This is a genomic window from Thioalkalivibrio sp. ALJ15, assembly GCF_000383695.1.
Taxonomy (GTDB): Bacteria; Pseudomonadota; Gammaproteobacteria; order Ectothiorhodospirales; family Ectothiorhodospiraceae; genus Thioalkalivibrio.
On the sequence record NZ_KB912057.1, the window covers coordinates 199,439 to 218,561 of the forward strand.

Sequence of the window (19,123 nt, forward strand, 5' to 3'; positions counted from 1 at the left end):
GCGGCCTGACCGGGTCAAGGAGAGACGCCTTGAGCGACGCACGCCGCGTGTTCCTCGCGCTGTGGCCCGATGACACCACGCGCGGGATGCTGGATGACGAAGCGCAACGCCTGAGTGGCCCGGGACGGCCCGTCCCCCGGGGCCACCTGCACCTGACGCTGGCCTTTGCCGGCACCATCCCGGCCACCCAGGCCGACTGTATCGCCCGGGAGATGGGTACGCTGGGGCAGGAGGCCTTTCCGCTCACACTGGACCGGCTCGGCCATTTCGAGCGGGCGCACGTCAGCTGGATCGGGCCCTCCGCGACACCGGCCGCGCTCGACACGCTCGCGGCCCGGGCGCGCGACCTCACCCGAGCCTGCGGCGCCACGCCAGAGGATCACTCGTTCCGGCCGCACGTGACCCTGCGCCGCTTCGCGCGTCCGCCCGAACGCGAGACGCCCGAGCACGCGATCCACTGGAACGCGACGGAGGTCGTGCTGATCGAATCCGGCCAGGGTGGCAACCCCGGCCCCTACAAGGTCCTCGCGCGGGTCCGGCTCAGTTCTTGAGCGTGACCGGGGATGTGAACATCAACAGGCCATAGTCCGCCTCGTACTGCTCCTTGAACTGTTTGGCAATGCGGTCGCACAGGTCCGGGGAACCGACCACTTCAAGCTTGATGTTGCCGCCCTGGCGCCAGTTGCCCCGGCGCTTGCCATGTTTGCCCCAGCCCCGGGTGTCGGACACGGTGTAGCCAGCCGCGCCCTGGCGGCGCACCTCCTCGATCAGAATATCCTCGAGGATGGCCTCGGCCACCACCGTCAACAGCAGCATCTCCTCCGATTGCATTGTCCTAGCCTCCCAGCGAGTAGAGCCACTGGGTCATCCAGAAGTACAGCGGGACGCCCAGGAAGATATTGAACGGGAAGGTGACCCCCAGCGAGGCCCCGATCGACAGCGCGGGGTTGGCCTTGGGTACCGCGATGCGCATGGCCGCGGGTGCGGCGATGTAGGACGCACTCGCGTACAGGGTAGCCAGCAGCAGCGTACCACCCAGGCTCATGCCCAGGCCCCAGCCCAGCAGGATCCCGAGGATCGCCGAGACCACCGGCATCACGATCGCGAACACCACCAGGAACAGCCCGTACTGGCGCACCTCGGCGATCCGGCTGGAGGCGACCAGCCCCATCTCCAGCAGAAACAGGGCCAGTACGCCCTTGAACAGATCGAAGAACATCGGCTCCAGTGGGTCCATCAATTCGGGACCGGCCACGAAGCCGATCACCAGCCCACCGGCGAGCAGGAAGATGCTCTTGCCGAAAAAGACCTCGTGCATGGTCTTGCCCCATTGCACCGGTCCCTTCGTGCCCATGCGTGCCAGCAGGATGCCGATCACCAGCGCCGGCATCTCCAGCAGCACGAGGAAGACCACCATGTGACCCTCGTAGTCGATCCCGCGGGCTGCGAGAAAGGCGACCGCTACCGAGAACGTCACCACGCTGACCGAGCCGTAGTGTGCGGCGATGGAGGCCGAATCCGCGCGCGGCATATGCCCCAGCCAGCGCAGCACTGGAAACGCCAGCAGCGGGATCAGGGCCCCGACCGTCAGCACCGCAAGGCCGGGCAGAATCAGCGGCACCAACTCGCTCTCGGCCAGTTTCACGCCGCCATGCAACCCGATGGCCAGCAACAGATAGATCGACAGCGCCTCGTAGATCGCCATCGGGATCTTGAGATCCGACTTGGCCAGCCCGGCAATTGCCCCGAGCAGGAAGAACAAAACTACCGGATCAAAAGCCATTTCCACCCGTCTCCGTTACTGCGCTGCAGCACCCGGAATATCGTAGGGCAAACTCGAATCAATGTGCATCGATCCGCCGCTGCTACTGGCAGTAAAGCCAGACGGCTTCAGTGATGGGCTACGCTCGTAATGAGTGGTTTGTTCCCGAGCTGCCGGAGGCTGGCCGATGACACGCATCCTGATCCTGCAGGGCCACCCGGACCCGGCCGAAGGCCACTTCGACCATGCGCTGGCGGACGCCTACCGCGAGGGTGCCGAGCGTGCAGGTCTCGCAGTGGATGCGTTCCCGATCGCCCAGCGTGACTTCCCGCTGCTGCGCAGCCAGGCCGAGTTCCTGGAGGAGGCCGTGCCCCCGGCGATCCTCGAGGCACAGGAGTTGATCGAGGTCGCCAACCACCTGGTGCTCGTCTACCCCCTGTGGATGGGCGATATGCCGGCGCTGGTCAAGGGCTTCCTGGAGCAGGTCTTTCGGCCATCCTTTGTGGGTGACGGCGACATGAACCAGTTGCGCCATACCCGGCTGAGGGGCCGCTCGGTGCGTATCGTCGTCACCATGGGCATGCCGGCACCGATCTACCGCTGGTTCTATCGCGCGCACAGCCTGAGGAGCCTGGAGCGCAACGTCTTCCTTTTCTGCGGCTTCAGCCCCGTGCGCCACACCCTGATCGGGCAGTCCGGGGGCAATGCCGCTAGCCGCGAACGCTGGCTGGAAAAAATGAGGGAGCTGGGAGGTCAGGCGAAGTAGCACGACCATCGGTACACTCCCCCGGACCCCCAGCCAACGGACGCGTGTGAACCACAACGATCACCCCCTGAGCGAAGTACCGGACCACGCCCGCAAGGGGTTCTGGTCCATGACCGTGGTCCTGTTCGGGTTCACCTTTTTCACCTCGACCCTGTGGGCCGGCGGGTCGCTGGGCACCGCCTTCAGCTTCGGCGAACTGATGGTGGTGATTGCGCTTGGGAATCTCCTGCTCGGAGCCTATGCGGCCACACTCGCCTACATCGGCTGCAAGAGCGGGCTGCACACAGTGCTGATGGGGCGCTTCTGCTTCGGCGAGTGGGGCAGCAAGCTCTCCGACGTGATCCTCGCGTTCACCCAGATCGGCTGGTACGCCTGGGGTACCGCAACGGTTGCGATCATACTGGTCGAGACCACCGCCCTCCCCGAACCCATGGAGGTCGGACTGATGGTGCTGTTCGGCTTCGCCTTCTGCATCACCGCGATGATCGGCTACCGTGGTCTCGACTGGCTCTCCCGCGTCGCCGTGCCGGTAATGCTGCTGTTTATCCTGTTCACGCTGTTCATTGGCGTGGGCGAGGTCGGCGGCCCCGGCGGTCTGCTGGGGCAGGATCCGGAAACAGAGATGGGCTTCGGCTCCGCGCTCACCATCGTGATCGGGACGTTTGTCGGCGGCGCAACACTGGCGACCAACTGGACCCGCTTCGCGCGCACACCCCGCATTGCGGTGATCGCCACCCTGGCGGCCTTCGTCTTGGGAAATGGGTTGATGGTACTGACCGGCGCACTGGGCGCGCTGATCTATCACGAGGCGGACATCGTCCACGTGATGCTGGCGCAGGGGTTCGTGACCTTCACGCTGCTGATGCTGCTGCTGAACATCTGGAGTACTCAGGACAACACCATCTACAACTTCGGCGTGGCCGGTTGCAATCTGCTGCGCACCCAACGCAGGCGCCTGGTGACGGTACTCGGGGCCGCTATCGGCACGGCACTGGCGGTGGCCGGGATGTATGACTACCTGGTGCCGTTCCTGATCCTGCTGGGGACCTTCATCCCGCCGCTGGGGGGTGTAATCATGGCCGATTACTGGCTGCGCCACCGGGGGCAGTATCCACAACTGGCCAACACCCGGCTCCCGAGCTTTCACTGGCCGGGGCTGCTGGCCTACGCCGCCGGCTCGGCGGCCGCGTACTACTCGCCCGTCGTGCCGCCACTAGTTGGTGTGGTGGCCGCCACCGCGGCCTATGCGGTTCTGATGAACCCGGCCCTGCCCGCCGCGCTGCGGGCGCGACGGGCAGAGAATCGCTAAACCATCCGGGAAGGTTGATCAGAGATCAGGCGTCGGCGGGGTCGGCGGCTCCGGCAGGTCGGACGGATCCGGCAACGGGCCATCCCCCGGCGAGGGCGGGCTGGACGAACGCGGCGGCTTGGGCAGGTCCGGGCTGCTGCCACCGCGCTGCTGTCCCGGGGGTGTTCCGCCATGGCCCGGGGGCGGATTGCCTCCGGCCGGGGTACCACCACTGGCCCCGGGCGAGCCCCCCGGCGGGCCACCGGGGCCCGGTTGCGCCTGAGCGGTGCCGACCGTGAACAAGGCGCCCAGCGCCGCCGCCAATACCCAACGTTTCGTCGACATCATGTCACCTACTCCTTGTGTGGATTCCTGCCCGTGAGTCCGCGCGAAAGGCCCGGGCGTTCCGGCACACCCGAAAAACTGCCAATCCCTTCACACTATGCAGTCGCTTCACGAGACCTTACGCCATCGTTCCAGGATGAACTCTCATCCCCTGTGCAGGAACCACTCGGTACGCTGACGACTTCGATATCCTGCCAGGGTAGATCATTCACCAGGAGATGCTGACTGATGCAGCGCTTCGAGTCCCGCAACGTCTTTGGTCGCCCGCTGGAACCCTGCGGCACCGATCCCGTCACCGGCTTTTATCGCGACGGTGACTGCGCGACCGGCCATGACGACCAGGGCATTCACACCGTCTGTGCCGAGATGACCGAGGATTTTCTGGAGTACTCGCGCGCCAGGGGAAACGATCTAAGCACACCCAATCCGGCATTCGGGTTTCCGGGTCTGAAGGCCGGGGATCGCTGGTGTCTTTGTGCGGGGCGCTGGCTGGAGGCCTACAAGGCCGGCTGTGCGCCCGGGGTATTCCTGCGCGCCACGCACGAGGAGACGCTGGCGATCATCCCGCGCGATCTCCTGGCCGAACACGCGCGCGATACAGCCGAGTAGATAGCGACTCCGAAGGATGCGGAGTCGGCGGAGCTAGCCGGCCACCCGCCGTGCACGGCTCTCGCCGCTGTAGGCGGCCTTCCAGCTCTCGTAGTCGGCCACCAGTTGTTCGACGTCCGCGGCGTCGTACGGGCGCAGGCCGCTCAGCACCAGATGCTTGCTGCCTTCGGCCACGACGGCCTGGTCGATCACCAGCTCGTAGTCGAGGCGGATCTCGCCGCGCTTGCCGTTGACGGTCATCACCGCATCCTTGAGCCGCGGTTCCGGGACACCGGCCGTTGCGGCCAGCGGCTCCGGCAGGCTGAAGCCCATGCGCTCGTACATCACCAGCGGGCGCTTGGGGTTCACCATCACCCCGTGCTCCTCCATTAGCGGCACGAGCACATGCGGGAAATTCTGCCCGGAGAAGCTGACGTAGCTGCGGATCAGCGACTCGATCACATCCGGATCATTGATCACCCGCCCGGAGCGCTCGACCTCGATCACGCTCTTGCCGCCGTCTGCCGTAATGGCGAAGGCATCGCCCGGGTGTTCCGGGAAGATCAGCGGCACATGTCCGCCGACCATGCTGGTGAAGCGAAAATGCATGTTCGCGCTCGCGCCGAAGGTATCCAGCACCAGGGCAAACAGCAGATCGCCGGGCACACAGAAACGCCGGTTGTCGGCGTCATGGATCGGGTTGAAGTCACCCGCCAGCGTCTTGGCGAACTCGCTGCCCTGTTCGGGAGTGACCACCACCTGGCCATCCCGGAGTTCGTAGAAATCTTTCAGAAAAGGGGTATGGCTCACGCGGTCTCCCCGGCTGTTGTTGTCTTGTTATCGGGCCTGTCCCGGCGTTTGCACCACTATAGCCCGAAATGCCCCTCGATGGCCCGGATGAACGCATCGCCGTAGCGCTCGAGCTTGTGCTGCCCCACCCCGGTAATCCCCGCCATCTCCTCCGGCGTACGCGGCGCGCTGGCCACCATCTCCAGCAACGTGGCGTCGGAGAAGATCACGTACGGCGGCACCCCCTGCTCCCGCGCCAGGTCCGTGCGCAGCGCTCGCAGGCGTTCCCACAGACCCCGGTCTTCCGGATCCATCGCGGATACGCTGCGGGCGGTATCGCGGCGTGCAGGCCGGGCCTGGCGCGCCGGACGGGCCTGCTCCTCGCGCAGGTGGATGGACTCCTCCCCGCGCAGCACGCCTCGGCAGGCGGGGTCCAGGCGCAATCCACCGTGGCCCTCGTCATCCAGCCGCAGCAGGCCTCGGGCCAGAAGCTGGCGCACCACCCCGCGCCACTGCATCTTGTCCAGTTCGGTGCCGATCCCGTAGGTACTCAGCCGATCGTGCCCGAGCCGTTGCAGGCGCTCGCTCGAAGAGCCCCGCAGCACGTCGATCACATGCCCCGCCCCGAAACGCTCGCCGGTGCGGTAAATGCAGGACAGAAGCTTCTGCACCGGCACGCTGGCATCCCAGGTCGCGGGCGGATCCGTGCAGTTGTCGCAGGTCCCGCAGGGTTCCGGCATGTGTTCGTCGAAGTACGCCAGCAGAGCCTGGCGGCGGCAGCTGGTGATCTCGCAGAACCCCAGCATCGCGTCCAGTTTCTGCTGCTCGATGCGCTGGCGCTCCGGGCCGGCCTGCGAGCCCTCCAGCATCTGGCGCAGGGTGACCACGTCCTGCAGGCCGTAGACCATCCAGGCATTGGCCGGCAGCCCGTCGCGCCCCGCGCGCCCGGTCTCCTGGTAGTACCCCTCCAGGCTCTTGGGCAGGTTCATGTGCGCGACGAACCGCACGTTGGGCTTGTCGATCCCCATGCCGAACGCGATGGTGGCCACCATGACCACGCCCTCCTCGCGCAAAAAGCGGGTCTGGTTCTCCGCGCGCGTGCGGGCGGAGAGGCCCGCGTGATAGGGCAGCGCGGGTATCCCCTGCTCCGCCAGCCACTCGGCCAGGGCGTCGACTTTCTTGCGCGACAGGCAATAGACGATACCCGCCTCGCCCGCATGCTCCTCGCGGATAAAGCGCAGCAGGCGGTCGCGTGGGGCACCCCCGCGCCCACCATCGGCCTGGGCCACGCGATAGCGGATATTGGGACGGTCGAAGGAACTGATGAACGCGCGGGCCTGTTCCAGCCGCAGCCGTTCGCGGATCTCCTGGCGGGTTGGCCCGTCGGCCGTGGCGGTCAGCGCCAGGCGCGGGACATCGGGGAAGTGTTCGGCCAGAACCGCGAGCTGGCCGTATTCCGGGCGGAAATCGTGGCCCCATTGGGACACGCAGTGCGCCTCGTCGATCGCGAACAGGGCCAGCTCGATCCCCTGCAGACGCTCCAGCATGCCCGAGGCAAACAGCCGTTCCGGGGACAGGTACAGGAGATCCAGTTCGCCCGCATGGAGCGCGGCCAGCACACCGCGCGCGGTCTCGGCGTCCTGGCCGGAATCCAGGCTGGCCGCGGCCACCCCGTTCTGGCGCAAGGCCGCCACCTGATCCTGCATCAGCGCAATCAGCGGGGAGATCACCACCGCACAGCCCGGGCGGGCCAGTGCCGGCACCTGGTAGCACAGCGACTTGCCACCACCGGTAGGCATCAGCACCACGGCATCGCCACCGGCGATCACATGCTCGATGACCGCCTGCTGCTGGCCACGAAAATCGGAATAGCCAAAGGTCTCGCGCAGGATGTCCAGCGGCGCAATGGCCGGGGCGCTTCCCTGCGCGTGCCCGGCGGCGAGACGTGTCGGTTCCAAAACACACTCCAGCGATTATTAAACACCGAAGCCTGCCGAATGCCCGGCAAGGCTGCAAGCCTCGAACCTGCCCGGCCCGGCGGGGCACTCTCTCCCGTCGCGACTGGTGCGAATCAAGCGCCACCGTGTACATTGGTCGCCACCCCGCCCGACCCGTATCCACCAGACGTGATGGCCCGCAAGCATGCCCAACTCGGTTGACGAGGAAGTCCACAGCGCGGTCCGCGAGTACCTGGATGCCTGGTTGCGACAACGGGATCTCGAACAGGTGCTCGCACTTCACACCGACACGCTCTGCGGCTTTGGTACCGGCATGGACGAGGCGGCGTTCTCGCCAGCGGAGGCCGCTTCGATTATTCGACGCGATATCGAGCAGGCGCCGGAGCCCTTCGACTACACGATCCAGCGCGAGCACGTAACCTTTCCGCATCCGGAGGTCGCGATCGCGATGATCACCTTCGCCATGCACACCCGGATTCACGGGCAACAGATCAAGCTCAACGAGTTGAGGGGTACCCTGGTTTTTCGGCGCGCAGACGGCGGCTGGCGGCTGGCGCACCTGCACGGCTCGTTCCCGACCACGGTCCACGGGACCGACGAGCCCTACCCGATCAAGGAGCTGGAGGACCGCGCCCAGGTCCTGGATCGCATGGTCAGCGAACGCACGCGGGATCTCGAGGCCGCACAGGAACACCTGGAGCGTCTGGCCACCACCGACCCCCTGACGGGTCTGCACAACCGCCTGAAGGGCAACCATGCCCTAGAAGACGCGATCCTGCAGGCCCACCGGGACGCGAGCTCCCTGACTGTGATCTTGATGGATCTGGATCACTTCAAGACCATCAACGACCAGCAGGGGCACGCTCGCGGCGACCATGTCCTGCGCGAGACCGGACGACTCCTGCGCGAACGCATCCGCAGCTCCGATACCGCCGCACGCTGGGGTGGCGAGGAGTTCCTGATCCTCTGCCTGAACACCACCGCCGACCAGGCCGCGAAGCTCGCCGAGGCCCTGCGCCATGCGATCGAGGCACATGACTTCGGGACCAACCCGCCGTTGACCGCGAGCTTCGGCGTTACCGGCCACCAGCCGGGGGAGTCGGCCGAGAGTCTGATCGCGCGTGCGGACGAGGCGCTGTACGCGGCCAAGCGCGCCAGCCGCAACCGCGTCGAAACCATCTGAATGCGCGGCCACACGACGCATCCCGATGCCCCGCCCCCCGGTGCGGTGAACTGGCGCATCCTCAAGAGCCTGCTCCCCTATCTGGCGGAGTTTCGCGGGCGACTGATCCTGGCGCTCGTGCTGATGGGACTGGCCAAACTGGCCACGGTCGCGATCCCGCTGGCGCTGAAGTACATCGTCGAGCACTTCGAGGACGCCGGTACCGAGGCACTGGTCGCCGTACCGGTGGCCCTGGTGATCGGCTACGGTCTGTTGCGCTTTGGCAGCACGCTGTTCGGCGAGCTGCGCGACGCGGTCTTCGTGCGCGTGGCGGAACGCGCGATGCGCCGTGCCTCGCTGCGCGTGTTCCAGCACCTGCACCGACTGGAGCTGGGTTTTCACCTCGCACGCGAGACGGGTGGGCTGGCGCGCGACATCGAGCGCGGCACCAGCGGCATGAGCTTCCTGCTGCGCTTTACCGTATTCAACATCCTGCCGACCCTGATCGAGATCGCGCTGGTCGCGGTGATCCTGCTGGTGGCAGTAGGGCCGGTGTTCATGGTCACGGTGCTGGTGGCGGTCGCGGTCTATATCGCGTTCTCGATCTGGATTACCGAATGGCGCACGCGCTTCGTGCGCGAGGCCAATCTGCGCGACAACGAGTCCAACACCCGGGCGATCGACAGCCTGCTGAACTACGAGACGGTCAAGTACTTCGGCAACGAGTCCTTTGAGGCCGAGCGCTACGACCGCGGGCTGGCCGCCTGGGAACAGGCGCGCACCAAGAACGTCCTGTCGCTGGTGCTGCTGAACTCCGGACAGGCCCTGATCATCGCCGCCGCGATTACCGTGATCATGCTCCTGGCCACGCGCCAGGTAGCCGCCGGCGAGATGTCGCTGGGCGATCTGGTGATGGTCAACGCCTACATGATCCAGCTGTTCATGCCGCTGAACTTCCTCGGCTTCGTCTATCGCGAGATTCGCCAGTCCCTGGCCAACATCGAGCGCCTGTTCGGCCTGCTGGAAAAGCCCGTTCAGGTGGAGGATCGCCCGGATGCCCCCGATCTAGAAGTCCGGGCGGGCACGGTGCGCTTCGAGCATGTGGATTTCGGCTACCACGCAAACCGGCGCATCCTCGAGGACGTCTCGCTGGAGATCCCGGCCGGGCACAAGCTTGCTGTAGTGGGCCCCAGTGGCGCCGGCAAATCCACCCTGGCGCGCCTGCTGTTCCGCTTCTACGACGTGGACGGCGGGCGCATCTCCATCGACGGGCAGGACATCCGCGAGGTGACGCAGGCTAGTCTGCGCCGGGCCATCGGCGTGGTGCCGCAGGACACCGTGCTGTTCAACGACACCATCCGCTACAACGTCGCCTACGGCCAGCCAGGCGCGGACGAGGAGGCGATTCGTCGCGCGGTGCGCCTCGCACACCTGGACGACTTCATCGCACAACTGCCGGACGGGCTGGATACGGTTGTCGGGGAACGGGGGCTGAAGGTCTCGGGCGGGGAGAAACAGCGGATCGCGATCGCCCGCATGCTGCTGAAGGACCCACCGATCCTGGTCTTCGACGAGGCGACCTCGTCACTGGATTCAGGCTCGGAGAAGGCGATCCTGCGCGCGCTGAACGAGGTCTCGGCGCGGCGCACCACACTCGTGATCGCGCATCGGCTGTCGACCGTGATCGACGCCGAACAGATCGTGGTCATGGAGCACGGCCATGTGGTCGAACGCGGCACACACCGCGAGTTGCTGGCCTTGAACGGCGCCTACGCGCGGCTATGGCGCCACCAGCAGGAAGAGGCCGAACAGGCCCACCCAGCGACGACCGGCGAGTAACGCCTCAGTCGTCGTCGACGTCGGCCTCGTCCATCCAGGCGGCCTGGATCGCCTCGAGGATGCGCTCGCCGGAGCGGTTCGGGTCGTCGTCGAACTCCGGCAGCTCCATGACCCACTGGCGCAGATCCATGAAGTTCACGTTGCGCGGGTCCACGTCCGGGTGCTCGTCCGCCAGCTGAATCGCGATTTCCTGGGTATCGGTCCACTTCATAGCCGTGCCCTCAGTGGTTCTCGGAGACCTGATTGATCGTGTACTTCGGCAGCTCGACCACCAGATCGGTGTCGGCCACGAGCGCCTGACAGGAGAGCCGGGAGTCCGGTTCCAGCCCCCAGGCCTTGTCCAGCATGTCTTCCTCGTCCTCGGTCGGCTCATCGAGGCTGTCGAAGCCCTCGCGCACATACACGTGGCAGGTCGTGCAGGCGCAGGACTTCTCGCAGGCATGCTCGATCTCGATCCCGTTTTTCAGGGCGAGATCGCAGATGCTGATACCCGGATCGGCCTCTAGCGAGGCCCCCTCCGGACAGATTTCCTCGTGGGGCAGAAAGATTACCTGGGGCATGTTGTCAGTTCCCTGCGTCGTATTCGCTAACGTTGTGTCCGGCGAGCGCGCGCCGGATGCTGTCATTCATGCGCCGCGCGACAAAGGCCTCGGAGGCCTGTTCCACGCGCTTGCGCGCCGCCTCGATGGCGTCGGGATCGGCACCCTTCTCGCGTTCGGCGCGCAGCGCATCGCGCGCCTGCTCGATGGTCTGGCGCTCCTCGGCCTCGAGGTAGCGATCGCCGTCCGTCTCCAGCGCGGCATCCAGCGCCTCGAGCACGCGGTCGGCCTCGACCTGCTCCTCGCGCAGGCGCCGCGCCTCCATGTCCTCGCGCGCGGAGGAGGCGGAATCGCGCAGCATCTGCTCGATCTCGCTGTCGGTCAGGCCATAGCTGGGCTTGACCTCGATATGCGCCTCCACGCCCTGGGTCTGCTCGCGCGCGGTCACGTTCAGCAGCCCGTCGGCATCGACCTGGAAGGTCACGCGGATACGCGCGGCCCCGGCCACCATCGGCGGGATACCGGACAGGGTGAAACGCGCCAGCGAGCGGTTGGCATCGACCACATCACGCTCGCCCTGCACCACGTGCAGCGACATCGCGGTCTGGCCGTCCTTGAAGGTGGTGAAGTCCTGCGCGCGGGTGGCCGGGATCGTGGTGTTGCGCGGGATGATGAACTCGACCAGTCCCCCCATCGTCTCCAGCCCCAGCGACAGCGGGATCACGTCCAGCAACAGGAGCTCGGTATCGGGCTTGTTGCCGGCCAGGATGTCCGCCTGCTGGGCCGCCCCGATGGCCACCACACGATCGGGATCGATCCCGGCGTGCGGCGCGCGGCCAAAGAACGCTTCCACCGCCTCGCGGACCGCCGGCATGCGCGTGGAACCACCGACCAGCACGACCTCGTCGATCGCGTCCGGCGCCAGGTCGGCATCCTCCAGCACCTGGCGGCAGGCGGCCATCGTCCGGTCCAGCAGCGGCCGGGCCAGCTCCACCAGCGTCGCGCGGTCGAGCTCCGCCGTATAAGTCGAGCCATCGGCGCGCACGACCTCGACGCGAGTGCTGTCGGCGTCGGTCAGGGCCTCCTTGGCCTCGCGCGCGGCCAGCAGCACGCGGCGCAGACGCTGCGGGTCGGTTTCGCCGGTCATTCCGGCCTGATTCAGCAGCCAGTCCGCGATCGCGCGGTCGATGTCATCGCCGCCCAGGGCGGAATCGCCCCCGGTGGCCAGCACCTCGAACACACCTCGGCGCAGCTGCAGGATGGAGATATCGAAGGTCCCGCCACCCAGGTCATAGACCGCAATGGTGCTCTCTTCGCCCTGGTCCAGGCCGTAGGCCACAGCCGCGGCGGTCGGCTCGCTAATCAGCCGCAGGACGTTCAGGCCCGCCAGTTGCGCCGCGTCGCGCGTCGCCTGGCGTTGCGGATCGTCGAAGTACGCCGGCACGGTAATAACCACGCCTTCCAGCTCGTCGCCAAGCGTGGCTTCGGCGCGTTCGCGCAGAGTATTGAGGATGTCGGCCGAGACCTCCACCGCCGTCTTGTCGCCGGCCGCCGTCTCGATCCGCGGAACGCTGGAGTCCCCGGTTTTCAGCCGAAACGGCAATTCGCCCGACAGCGTGGCCACATCCGCCACGCCTCGACCGATCAGGCGCTTGACCGAGGCAATGGTGTTGTGCGGATCATCCGCCGCATGCTCGGCCGCCGCGTGCCCGACGCTTACCGCATCCGGCGCGTAGTGCACCACAGAAGGCAGGATATGCCGGCCCTGCTCGTCCGGCAGGGTGTCGGCCACGCCACTGCGCACGGTGGCGACCAGCGAATGCGTGGTGCCGAGGTCGATCCCGGCCGCCAGGTGCCGCCGGTGCGGGGCGGAGTCGGCTCCGGGTTCGGTGATCTGCAGTAACGCCATCGAAATTCGGCTCCTTCACACGGCGGCGGCTCAGCCGCGCGCCAGGTTCTGTCGGGTTCGTTTCAGCTCCGCCAGCAAGCGGTCGAAAAAGCGCAGCTCGAGTACGCGATCTTTGGCCTGCGCCGCGGGCGATGTCGGATCGGCCAGGGCCTCGGCGACCTTCGAGCGCGTTTCGTCGCGGGCCTTTTCCAGCTCCATCCCCACCGCGTCCAGTTCCTCGCGGTCGCCGGCGGATTCGGCATCTTCCAGGCGTTCACGCCACTCGATCTGGGCCTCGATGAACTCGATGTTCTGGCTGGTATCGCGTTCTGCATCGAACGCAATCCCACCGCGCTCCAGCAAGGCCACCGCACGGCGGTAGTCGTCGTCGAGAATGGCATAGGCCTCGTTGACATCGGCCGCCATCGCCGCAGCCATGCGCCGCGCCTGGTCGCCCTGACGCACGAAGCGGTCGGGGTGCAGCTCGGCCTGCAGGCGCTTGAAGCGCTCGGCCAGCTGCTGACGGTCGATCTCGAAAGCGACCGGCAAGTCGAACTGCTCGAAGGGGTCGGTCATGACGTCCTGTGGTCCTCGCAACAAGAGGCTGGCATCGGGCACGGGCGCCCAACGCAAAACGGGGTGGGACAGTGGCTGCCAGGCAACCACCATGCACCACCCCGGATGCGTGCATCAGTCAGATGCTGAAGCTTTCACCGCAGCCGCACCGGGCCTTCTCGTTCGGGTTATTGAACCTGAAACCCTCGTTCAGGCCTTCCTTGCCGAAATCCAGCTCGGTGCCATCCAGATAGACGAGCGACTTCGGGTTGACCACCAACTTGATGCCACGATCCTCGAACACCGTGTCGGTGTCCTCGATATCGTCGGCGAACTCGACCACGTAGGCCATGCCCGAGCAGCCGGTCGTCCTGACCCCGAGGCGCACGCCCACACCCTTGCCACGCTGGGCAAGAAAGCTCTGGATGCGCTCGGCTGCCGGTTCGGTCAGTGTAATCGCCATAGACACCTCAGGCGGTCTTCTGCTCGGCCTGCTCGTCCTGACCGTGCCGCTCCTGATAGTTGGAGATGGCTGCCTTGATCGCGTCCTCGGCCAGCACGGAGCAATGGATCTTCACCGGCGGCAGGGCCAGTTCTTCCGCAATCTGCGTATTCTTGATCTGGCTGGCCTCGTCCAGGGTCTTGCCGCGCACCCATTCGGTGAGCAGCGAACTGGAGGCGATGGCGGAGCCACAGCCGTAGGTCTTGAACTTGGCGTCTTCGATCACGCCTTCGTCGTTGACCTTGATCTGCAGCTTCATCACATCGCCGCAGGCCGGGGCGCCGACCATGCCGGTACCGACGGAGTCATCGTTCTTGTCGAAGCTGCCGACGTTGCGCGGATTTTCGTAGTGGTCCAGAACCTTGTCACTGTAAGCCATGACCGTTCTCCTATTGCGTAGTACGCGTTGCGTTCGTGGTGCCGAGCCGGTGGCCTAGTGGGCCGCCCACTCGACGGTGCTCAGATCGATGCCGTCCTGATACATCTCCCACAGTGGCGAGAGCTCGCGCAGCTTGGCGACTGCGGCGCGCACGATCTCGACCGTATGGTCGACCTCCTCGACGGTCGTGTAGCGACCGATGGAGAAGCGGATCGAGCTGTGCGCCAACTCGTCGTCGCGACCCAATGCTCGCAGCACGTAGGACGGCTCCAGGCTCGCCGAGGTACACGCCGATCCGGAGGACACGGCGATGTCGCGCAGCGCCATGATCAGACTCTCGCCCTCGACGAAGTTGAAAGAGACATTCAGGTTGTGCGCGACCCGCTGTTCGGCGTCGCCGTTCAGGTAGACCTCTTCCATGCCGTCGAGGCCCGCCCACAGGCGGTCGCGCAGCATGCGGATGCGCTCGAGTTCGGTACCCATTTCCGCGCCGGCAATTCGGAAGGCCTCGCCCATGCCGACGATCTGGTGAGTCGCCAGCGTGCCAGAGCGCATACCGCGTTCGTGCCCACCACCGTGCATCTGCGCCTCGATGCGCACCCGCGGCTTGCGGCGCACATACAGGGCACCGATGCCCTTCGGCCCGTAGGCCTTGTGCGCGGAGAAGCTCATCAGGTCTACCGGGAGTTTGGACAGATCGACCGCGACCTTGCCGGCGGACTGGGCCGCGTCCACGTGGAAGACGATCCCGTGCTCGCGGCACAGATTGCCAATCGCCTCGATGTCCTGGATCACGCCGATCTCGTTGTTCACGTGCATCACGGAGACGACGATCGTGTCGTCCCGGATCGCATCCTTGAGTTCCTGCAGGTCCACCAGGCCGTTCTCCTTCACGCCCAGATAGGTGACCTCGAAGCCCTCGCGTTCCAGCTGGCGCGCGGTGTCCAGCACGGCCTTGTGCTCGGTCTTGACCGTGATGATGTGCTTGCCCTTGCGCTGGTAGAAATTCGCGGCACCCTTGATCGCCAGGTTGTCGGACTCGGTGGCGCCGGAGGTCCAGATGATCTCCTTCGGGTCGGCGCCAACCAGCGCAGCAACCTGCTCACGGGCATTCTCCACGGCTTTTTCCGCACCCCAGCCGAAGCTGTGGCTGCGCGATGCCGGGTTGCCGAACAGGCCGTCCTTGGTCAGGCAGCCGGTCATCTTCTCGGCCACACGCTCGTCGACCGGCGTGGTCGCGGAGTAGTCCAGGTAGATGGGCAGTTTCAGGTCACTCATTACGCGTTCACTCCTTACGCAGCCGCCTCAGGCGGTCGCATTGCTCGATTTGGTTGCATCGCCCTTCAGGGCGTTGCCATGCACGACCACTTCCTTCACGCCATCCTGCTCCTTCTGTGCCCGATGCCGTTCCAGCACATCCGCCAGCGTCCGGTTGCTGAGAAAGTCGTAGAGCTGCTGGCTGAGATCCGTCCACAGATCGTGCGTCAGACAGCGCGATTCGGAATTGCAGTTGGCCTTGCCGCCACAGCGCGTGACATCCACGGGCTCGTCGACCGCGACGATGATATCGGCCACCGAGATACCCTCGGGCTCCCGACTCAGCGCATAACCACCGCCCGGGCCGCGACTGCTGTTCACCAGCCCCTGCCGGCGCAGCCTGGAAAAAAGCTGCTCCAGATAGGACAATGACAGTTTCTGGCGTCGCGCCACCTCGGCCAGTGATACCGGGCCGTTCTCGGTGTGCATCGCCACGTCCAGCATGGCAGTGACGGCGTAGCGCCCTTTGGTCGTCAGTTTCATGGCTGTGTCTGCTTCCTGCTCATTTGACGTGCAGCTTAGAATAACCGACCAAAACGATCAAGTATTCCCCTGCTGTTTACGTTCTTGTTGGCTTTCCGCAGGCCGAGGCACTTCGCATTCGTCCGGCTCCAGCCCCTCCAGATCGCAGGGCTCGATCGGCCTCGAATCCGCATCGCCCACCACCTCGCCGGGGTCGATCCCCGCACGCTTCAGGGCCTGGCAGGCCTTGTCCATGCGCTCGTCCAGCTCATGCACTCGGTGCACGATCCGATGAATCGCGTTGGCCACCGGGTCGGGCATATCGCGCGCAACACCGTAGGCATCGAAACCCAGGCGGTCGGCCATCTGCTGAAACCGCGGGTCCGGCTCCGGCCGCGGACCGATGACCCGCGCCGGGATCCCGACCGCCGTCGCATCCGCCGGGACATCCTTCAGCACCACTGCATTCGAACCGATGCGCGCGCGGTCACCCACGTGGATCGGGCCCAGCAGTTTGGCCCCCGCACCGATGACCACCTCGTCGCCCAGCGTCGGGTGGCGTTTGCCGCCCTCCCAACTGGTACCGCCGAGGGTCACCTGGTGGTAGATCGTGCAGTCATCGCCGACCTCGGCGGTTTCGCCGATCACCACACCCATACCGTGGTCGATAAAGAAGCGCCGCCCGATCTTCGCGCCCGGGTGGATCTCGATCCCGGTCACCCAGCGACTGAAGTTGGCAATCACCCGCCCCAGCCAGCGCATGCGATGGTTCCACAGCCAGTGCGCCAGCCGGTGATACCAGAGCGCATGCAGACCGGGATACGCCGTCACCACCTCGAAGGCGTTGCGGGCGGCGGGGTCGCGTGCGAACACGCAGCGAATGTCCTCGCGCATCCTGTCAAACATGGCCGGGCCTCATTCCTGAGTCATTTACTAAGGTATCACTTCCGCGCGCGACCCGTCTCAGCGGCCACGCTCCGTGTGCGTCAATATGCCGCGCAGCATGCGCACCTCGCTGGCACTGAGCCCCGCGCGCATGTAGAGGTGGCGCAGGCGCCGCATCAAATGGCGCGGGTTCTCGGGATCCAGCACCTCGATGGTCGTCAGCGCCTGCTCGAAATGACTGAACAGGCCCTCCATCTCCGCCTGGGTCGCCAGCGGGTCGCGCGCATCCTCGGGCTCGGCCGCAGCCGCGGCCCCAACCGACTCCCCGGCCAGGGCGGCCATGCGCAGCGCATAGGTCATCACCTGCACGCTGCCGGCAAGATTCAGGGAGCTGAAATCCGGGACGGTCGGGATCTGGACAAAGGCGTTGCAGTGATCCAGCTCGGTATTGGTCAGCCCGCTGTGCTCGCGCCCGAACACCAGCGCGACCGGCCCCTCGGACGCATGCGTCAGCACCTGTTCGGCCGCAATATCCGGGCCCAGCACGGGCACAGAGTGCGTGCGCAGCCGGGCGCTGGTCCCGATCACCCACACACAGTCCGCGACCGCAGCCGCCAGGTCGTCCACCACCCGTGCCCGCGCCAGCAGGTCATCGGCCCCGGAGGCCAGCGCCGTGGCATCGGCATGCGGGAACCGCTCCGGCGCCACCAGCACCAGATCGGTAACCCCCATGGCCTTCATTGCACGCGCGGCGGAGCCGATGTTGCCCGGATGCGTCGTACCGACCAGCACGACCCGCACCCGGCCCAGGCGTTGCTCCATATGCGGAACCCCCTTCGTTCAAGGCGTCGGATTGTACACACCGGTGCCTGCGACTTCCCAAAAAAGAGCCGCTTGTGTATTGTTCGCGGCCTTTCCGCGGCGCGTGCGCGCGCCCGCTGGACACCCCTCAGAACACCAGGAGACACCCCATGCACCCCATGCTGAACACGGCGGTATCGGCGGCTCGCGAAGCCGGACGCATCACCACCCGCGCCTGGGGACGACCGGATCGCATGAACACGCGCGAGAAGGCCCGCAACGACTGGGTGTCGGATGTCGACCTCTCCGCCGAGCAGGCCATTGTGCAGACGTTGCGCCGCGCCTATCCCGACCACACCATCATGGCGGAAGAAGGCGGGCAGCAGGACGGAGCCGACGGCGAATACGTCTGGATCATCGACCCGCTGGACGGCACCACCAACTACCTGCGCCAGATCCCCCAGTACGGCATCTCCATCGCACTCAAGCACAAGGGGCGGCTGGAGCAGGCGGTGGTCTACGACCCGCTGAAGGAAGAGCTGTTCACCGCGACGCGGGGTGCCGGGGCGTTTCTCAACAGCCGCCGGATCCGCGTGTCCGACCGCAAGGACCTCAACGGCGCCCTGCTGGGCACCGGCATCCCCTTCCGCGAAGGCCAGGATCTGGAGCGCTACCTGAGCAGCCTGCGCCACCTGGTGCCCGGCACCGCCGGTGTACGCCGCCCGGGCTCTGCCGCGCTGGATCTGGCCTGGGTCGCTTGCGGACGCTTCGATGGCTTCTGGGAGATGGGCCTGCAGGCCTGGGACATCGCGGCAGGCCTGCTGCTGGTGCAGGAGGCGGGTGGCGTTGTCAGCGACTGGGCCGGCAACCCGGACGTGCTTCGCCGCGGCGATGTCGTCGCCGGCAACCCGAAGGTGCTCAAGGCCATGCTGCAGCGCCTGCACCAGGCCGAAAAAGAACGCGCCGCCCAAGCGAACGACTAAACCCTCCCCTTCGCGCCCTGCCGGGCTAACGCCCCGGTAGGCGCGCACCCCGACCACCTTCCGCGCCGTTTAGGCTGAGCCTGTTTCGTCCTCTGGCGTTTACCGTGGCTTCGTCCGACCGCCTACCATATTGTGGCCGGCCCGGTTCGGCACCCGGTGTATACGTGCCTTCGGTCCGCATACTGCCGTGCGCTCACTCGCGAGCGCGGCGCGAGGTACTTTCTTGCTTGCCCAAGAAAGTACCCGTCGAGGCGCACCCGGATTCCGCCCGGGAACCTTGCTCCAGGGCCCTCGGGCCGGCGGCGCTGAAACTCG

At 66.2% G+C, this 19,123-nt stretch carries 22 protein-coding genes; 7 read left to right on the plus strand and 15 right to left on the minus strand.

The features are described 5' to 3' along the window. The first annotated feature begins 29 nt into the window (after positions 1-29). Entirely contained in the window at positions 30-551 is a 522-nt protein-coding gene (gene thpR, locus G015_RS0104560) for an RNA 2',3'-cyclic phosphodiesterase (RefSeq protein WP_020146237.1), read from the plus strand. Here thpR and G015_RS0104565 read toward each other — a convergent pair. Next, complete coding sequence (locus G015_RS0104565; RefSeq protein ID WP_018138870.1) at positions 541-831, minus strand: hypothetical protein; 291 nt, start codon at positions 829-831, stop codon at positions 541-543. The genes thpR and G015_RS0104565 overlap by 11 nt on opposite strands. 4 nt (positions 832-835) lie before the next feature. Continuing rightward, positions 836-1,783 (minus strand): sodium-dependent bicarbonate transport family permease, encoded by a 948-nt coding sequence (locus G015_RS0104570; RefSeq protein ID WP_018138871.1) that lies wholly within the window; start codon positions 1,781-1,783, stop codon positions 836-838. A 166-nt stretch (positions 1,784-1,949) separates the two neighbouring features. On the opposite strand from G015_RS0104570, the gene G015_RS0104575 reads away from it, so the two are divergent. Next, positions 1,950-2,528 carry an NAD(P)H-dependent oxidoreductase gene (locus G015_RS0104575; RefSeq protein WP_018174416.1) on the plus strand — a complete coding sequence of 193 codons (579 nt, stop codon included), beginning with the start codon at positions 1,950-1,952 and terminating at the stop codon, positions 2,526-2,528. A 46-nt stretch (positions 2,529-2,574) separates the two neighbouring features. Next, a complete protein-coding gene (gene codB, locus G015_RS0104580) occupies positions 2,575-3,837 on the plus strand; it encodes a cytosine permease (RefSeq protein WP_018174415.1) in 1,263 nt (420 codons plus the stop codon). Positions 3,838-3,855: 18 nt separating this feature from the next. Here codB and G015_RS13905 read toward each other — a convergent pair whose 3' ends face one another. Further along, positions 3,856-4,161 (minus strand): hypothetical protein, encoded by a 306-nt coding sequence (locus tag G015_RS13905; protein WP_081601208.1) that lies wholly within the window; start codon positions 4,159-4,161, stop codon positions 3,856-3,858. A gap of 228 nt (positions 4,162-4,389) precedes the next feature. On the opposite strand from G015_RS13905, the gene G015_RS0104585 reads away from it, so the two are divergent. Beyond that, a complete protein-coding gene (locus G015_RS0104585; RefSeq protein ID WP_018138874.1) occupies positions 4,390-4,770 on the plus strand; it encodes a DUF2237 family protein in 381 nt (126 codons plus the stop codon). 33 nt (positions 4,771-4,803) lie between these two features. On the opposite strand, the gene G015_RS0104590 is transcribed toward G015_RS0104585, so the two are convergent. Together G015_RS0104590 and recQ are read right to left on the minus strand one after the other, a co-directional pair. After that, the gene (locus G015_RS0104590) at positions 4,804-5,559 is read right to left on the minus strand and encodes a DUF3581 family protein (protein ID WP_020146238.1); all 756 of its coding nucleotides are present in this window, start codon (positions 5,557-5,559) and stop codon (positions 4,804-4,806) included. A 56-nt stretch (positions 5,560-5,615) separates the two neighbouring features. Continuing rightward, a complete protein-coding gene (gene recQ, locus G015_RS0104595; RefSeq protein ID WP_020146239.1) occupies positions 5,616-7,496 on the minus strand; it encodes a DNA helicase RecQ in 1,881 nt (626 codons plus the stop codon). A 184-nt stretch (positions 7,497-7,680) separates the two neighbouring features. Here recQ and G015_RS0104600 point away from each other — a divergent pair, with 184 nt between their 5' ends. Further along, positions 7,681-8,679: a diguanylate cyclase gene (locus tag G015_RS0104600; protein ID WP_020146240.1), complete on the plus strand. Its 999-nt coding sequence runs from the start codon at positions 7,681-7,683 to the stop codon at positions 8,677-8,679. Next, on the plus strand, positions 8,680-10,497 hold the full coding sequence (locus tag G015_RS0104605; protein WP_020146241.1) for an ABC transporter ATP-binding protein/permease: 1,818 nt from the start codon (positions 8,680-8,682) through the stop codon (positions 10,495-10,497). 4 nt (positions 10,498-10,501) lie between these two features. On the opposite strand, the gene iscX is transcribed toward G015_RS0104605, so the two are convergent. The 10 genes from iscX to G015_RS0104655 form a co-directional block, all read right to left on the minus strand. Beyond that, positions 10,502-10,708, minus strand: a complete 207-nt coding sequence (iscX, locus tag G015_RS0104610; protein ID WP_020146242.1) for a Fe-S cluster assembly protein IscX — start codon at positions 10,706-10,708, stop codon at positions 10,502-10,504. 10 nt (positions 10,709-10,718) lie between these two features. Continuing rightward, entirely contained in the window at positions 10,719-11,057 is a 339-nt protein-coding gene (gene fdx / locus G015_RS0104615; RefSeq protein WP_020146243.1) for an ISC system 2Fe-2S type ferredoxin, read from the minus strand. A gap of 4 nt (positions 11,058-11,061) precedes the next feature. Further along, positions 11,062-12,945: a Fe-S protein assembly chaperone HscA gene (gene hscA / locus G015_RS0104620; protein ID WP_018138881.1), complete on the minus strand. Its 1,884-nt coding sequence runs from the start codon at positions 12,943-12,945 to the stop codon at positions 11,062-11,064. A gap of 30 nt (positions 12,946-12,975) precedes the next feature. Then, positions 12,976-13,500, minus strand: coding sequence for a Fe-S protein assembly co-chaperone HscB (hscB, locus tag G015_RS0104625; protein ID WP_018993639.1), 525 nt, complete (start codon positions 13,498-13,500; stop codon positions 12,976-12,978). 118 nt (positions 13,501-13,618) lie between these two features. After that, the gene (gene iscA / locus G015_RS0104630; protein WP_018138883.1) at positions 13,619-13,942 is read right to left on the minus strand and encodes an iron-sulfur cluster assembly protein IscA; all 324 of its coding nucleotides are present in this window, start codon (positions 13,940-13,942) and stop codon (positions 13,619-13,621) included. A gap of 7 nt (positions 13,943-13,949) precedes the next feature. Next, positions 13,950-14,360, minus strand: a complete 411-nt coding sequence (iscU, locus tag G015_RS0104635; protein WP_018138884.1) for a Fe-S cluster assembly scaffold IscU — start codon at positions 14,358-14,360, stop codon at positions 13,950-13,952. A 54-nt stretch (positions 14,361-14,414) separates the two neighbouring features. Continuing rightward, positions 14,415-15,638, minus strand: a complete 1,224-nt coding sequence (locus G015_RS0104640; protein WP_018138885.1) for an IscS subfamily cysteine desulfurase — start codon at positions 15,636-15,638, stop codon at positions 14,415-14,417. Positions 15,639-15,665: 27 nt separating this feature from the next. Then, positions 15,666-16,160, minus strand: coding sequence for an Rrf2 family transcriptional regulator (locus G015_RS0104645; RefSeq protein ID WP_018138886.1), 495 nt, complete (start codon positions 16,158-16,160; stop codon positions 15,666-15,668). Between the two features lie 57 nt (positions 16,161-16,217). Further along, positions 16,218-17,045, minus strand: coding sequence for a serine O-acetyltransferase (cysE, locus tag G015_RS0104650; RefSeq protein WP_018174409.1), 828 nt, complete (start codon positions 17,043-17,045; stop codon positions 16,218-16,220). Between the two features lie 57 nt (positions 17,046-17,102). After that, entirely contained in the window at positions 17,103-17,846 is a 744-nt protein-coding gene (locus G015_RS0104655) for an RNA methyltransferase (protein ID WP_018138888.1), read from the minus strand. 149 nt (positions 17,847-17,995) lie between these two features. Between G015_RS0104655 and G015_RS0104660 the strand changes: the two genes are divergently transcribed. Next, on the plus strand, positions 17,996-18,808 hold the full coding sequence (locus G015_RS0104660; protein ID WP_018138889.1) for an inositol monophosphatase family protein: 813 nt from the start codon (positions 17,996-17,998) through the stop codon (positions 18,806-18,808). Positions 18,809-19,123: the final 315 nt, after the last annotated feature.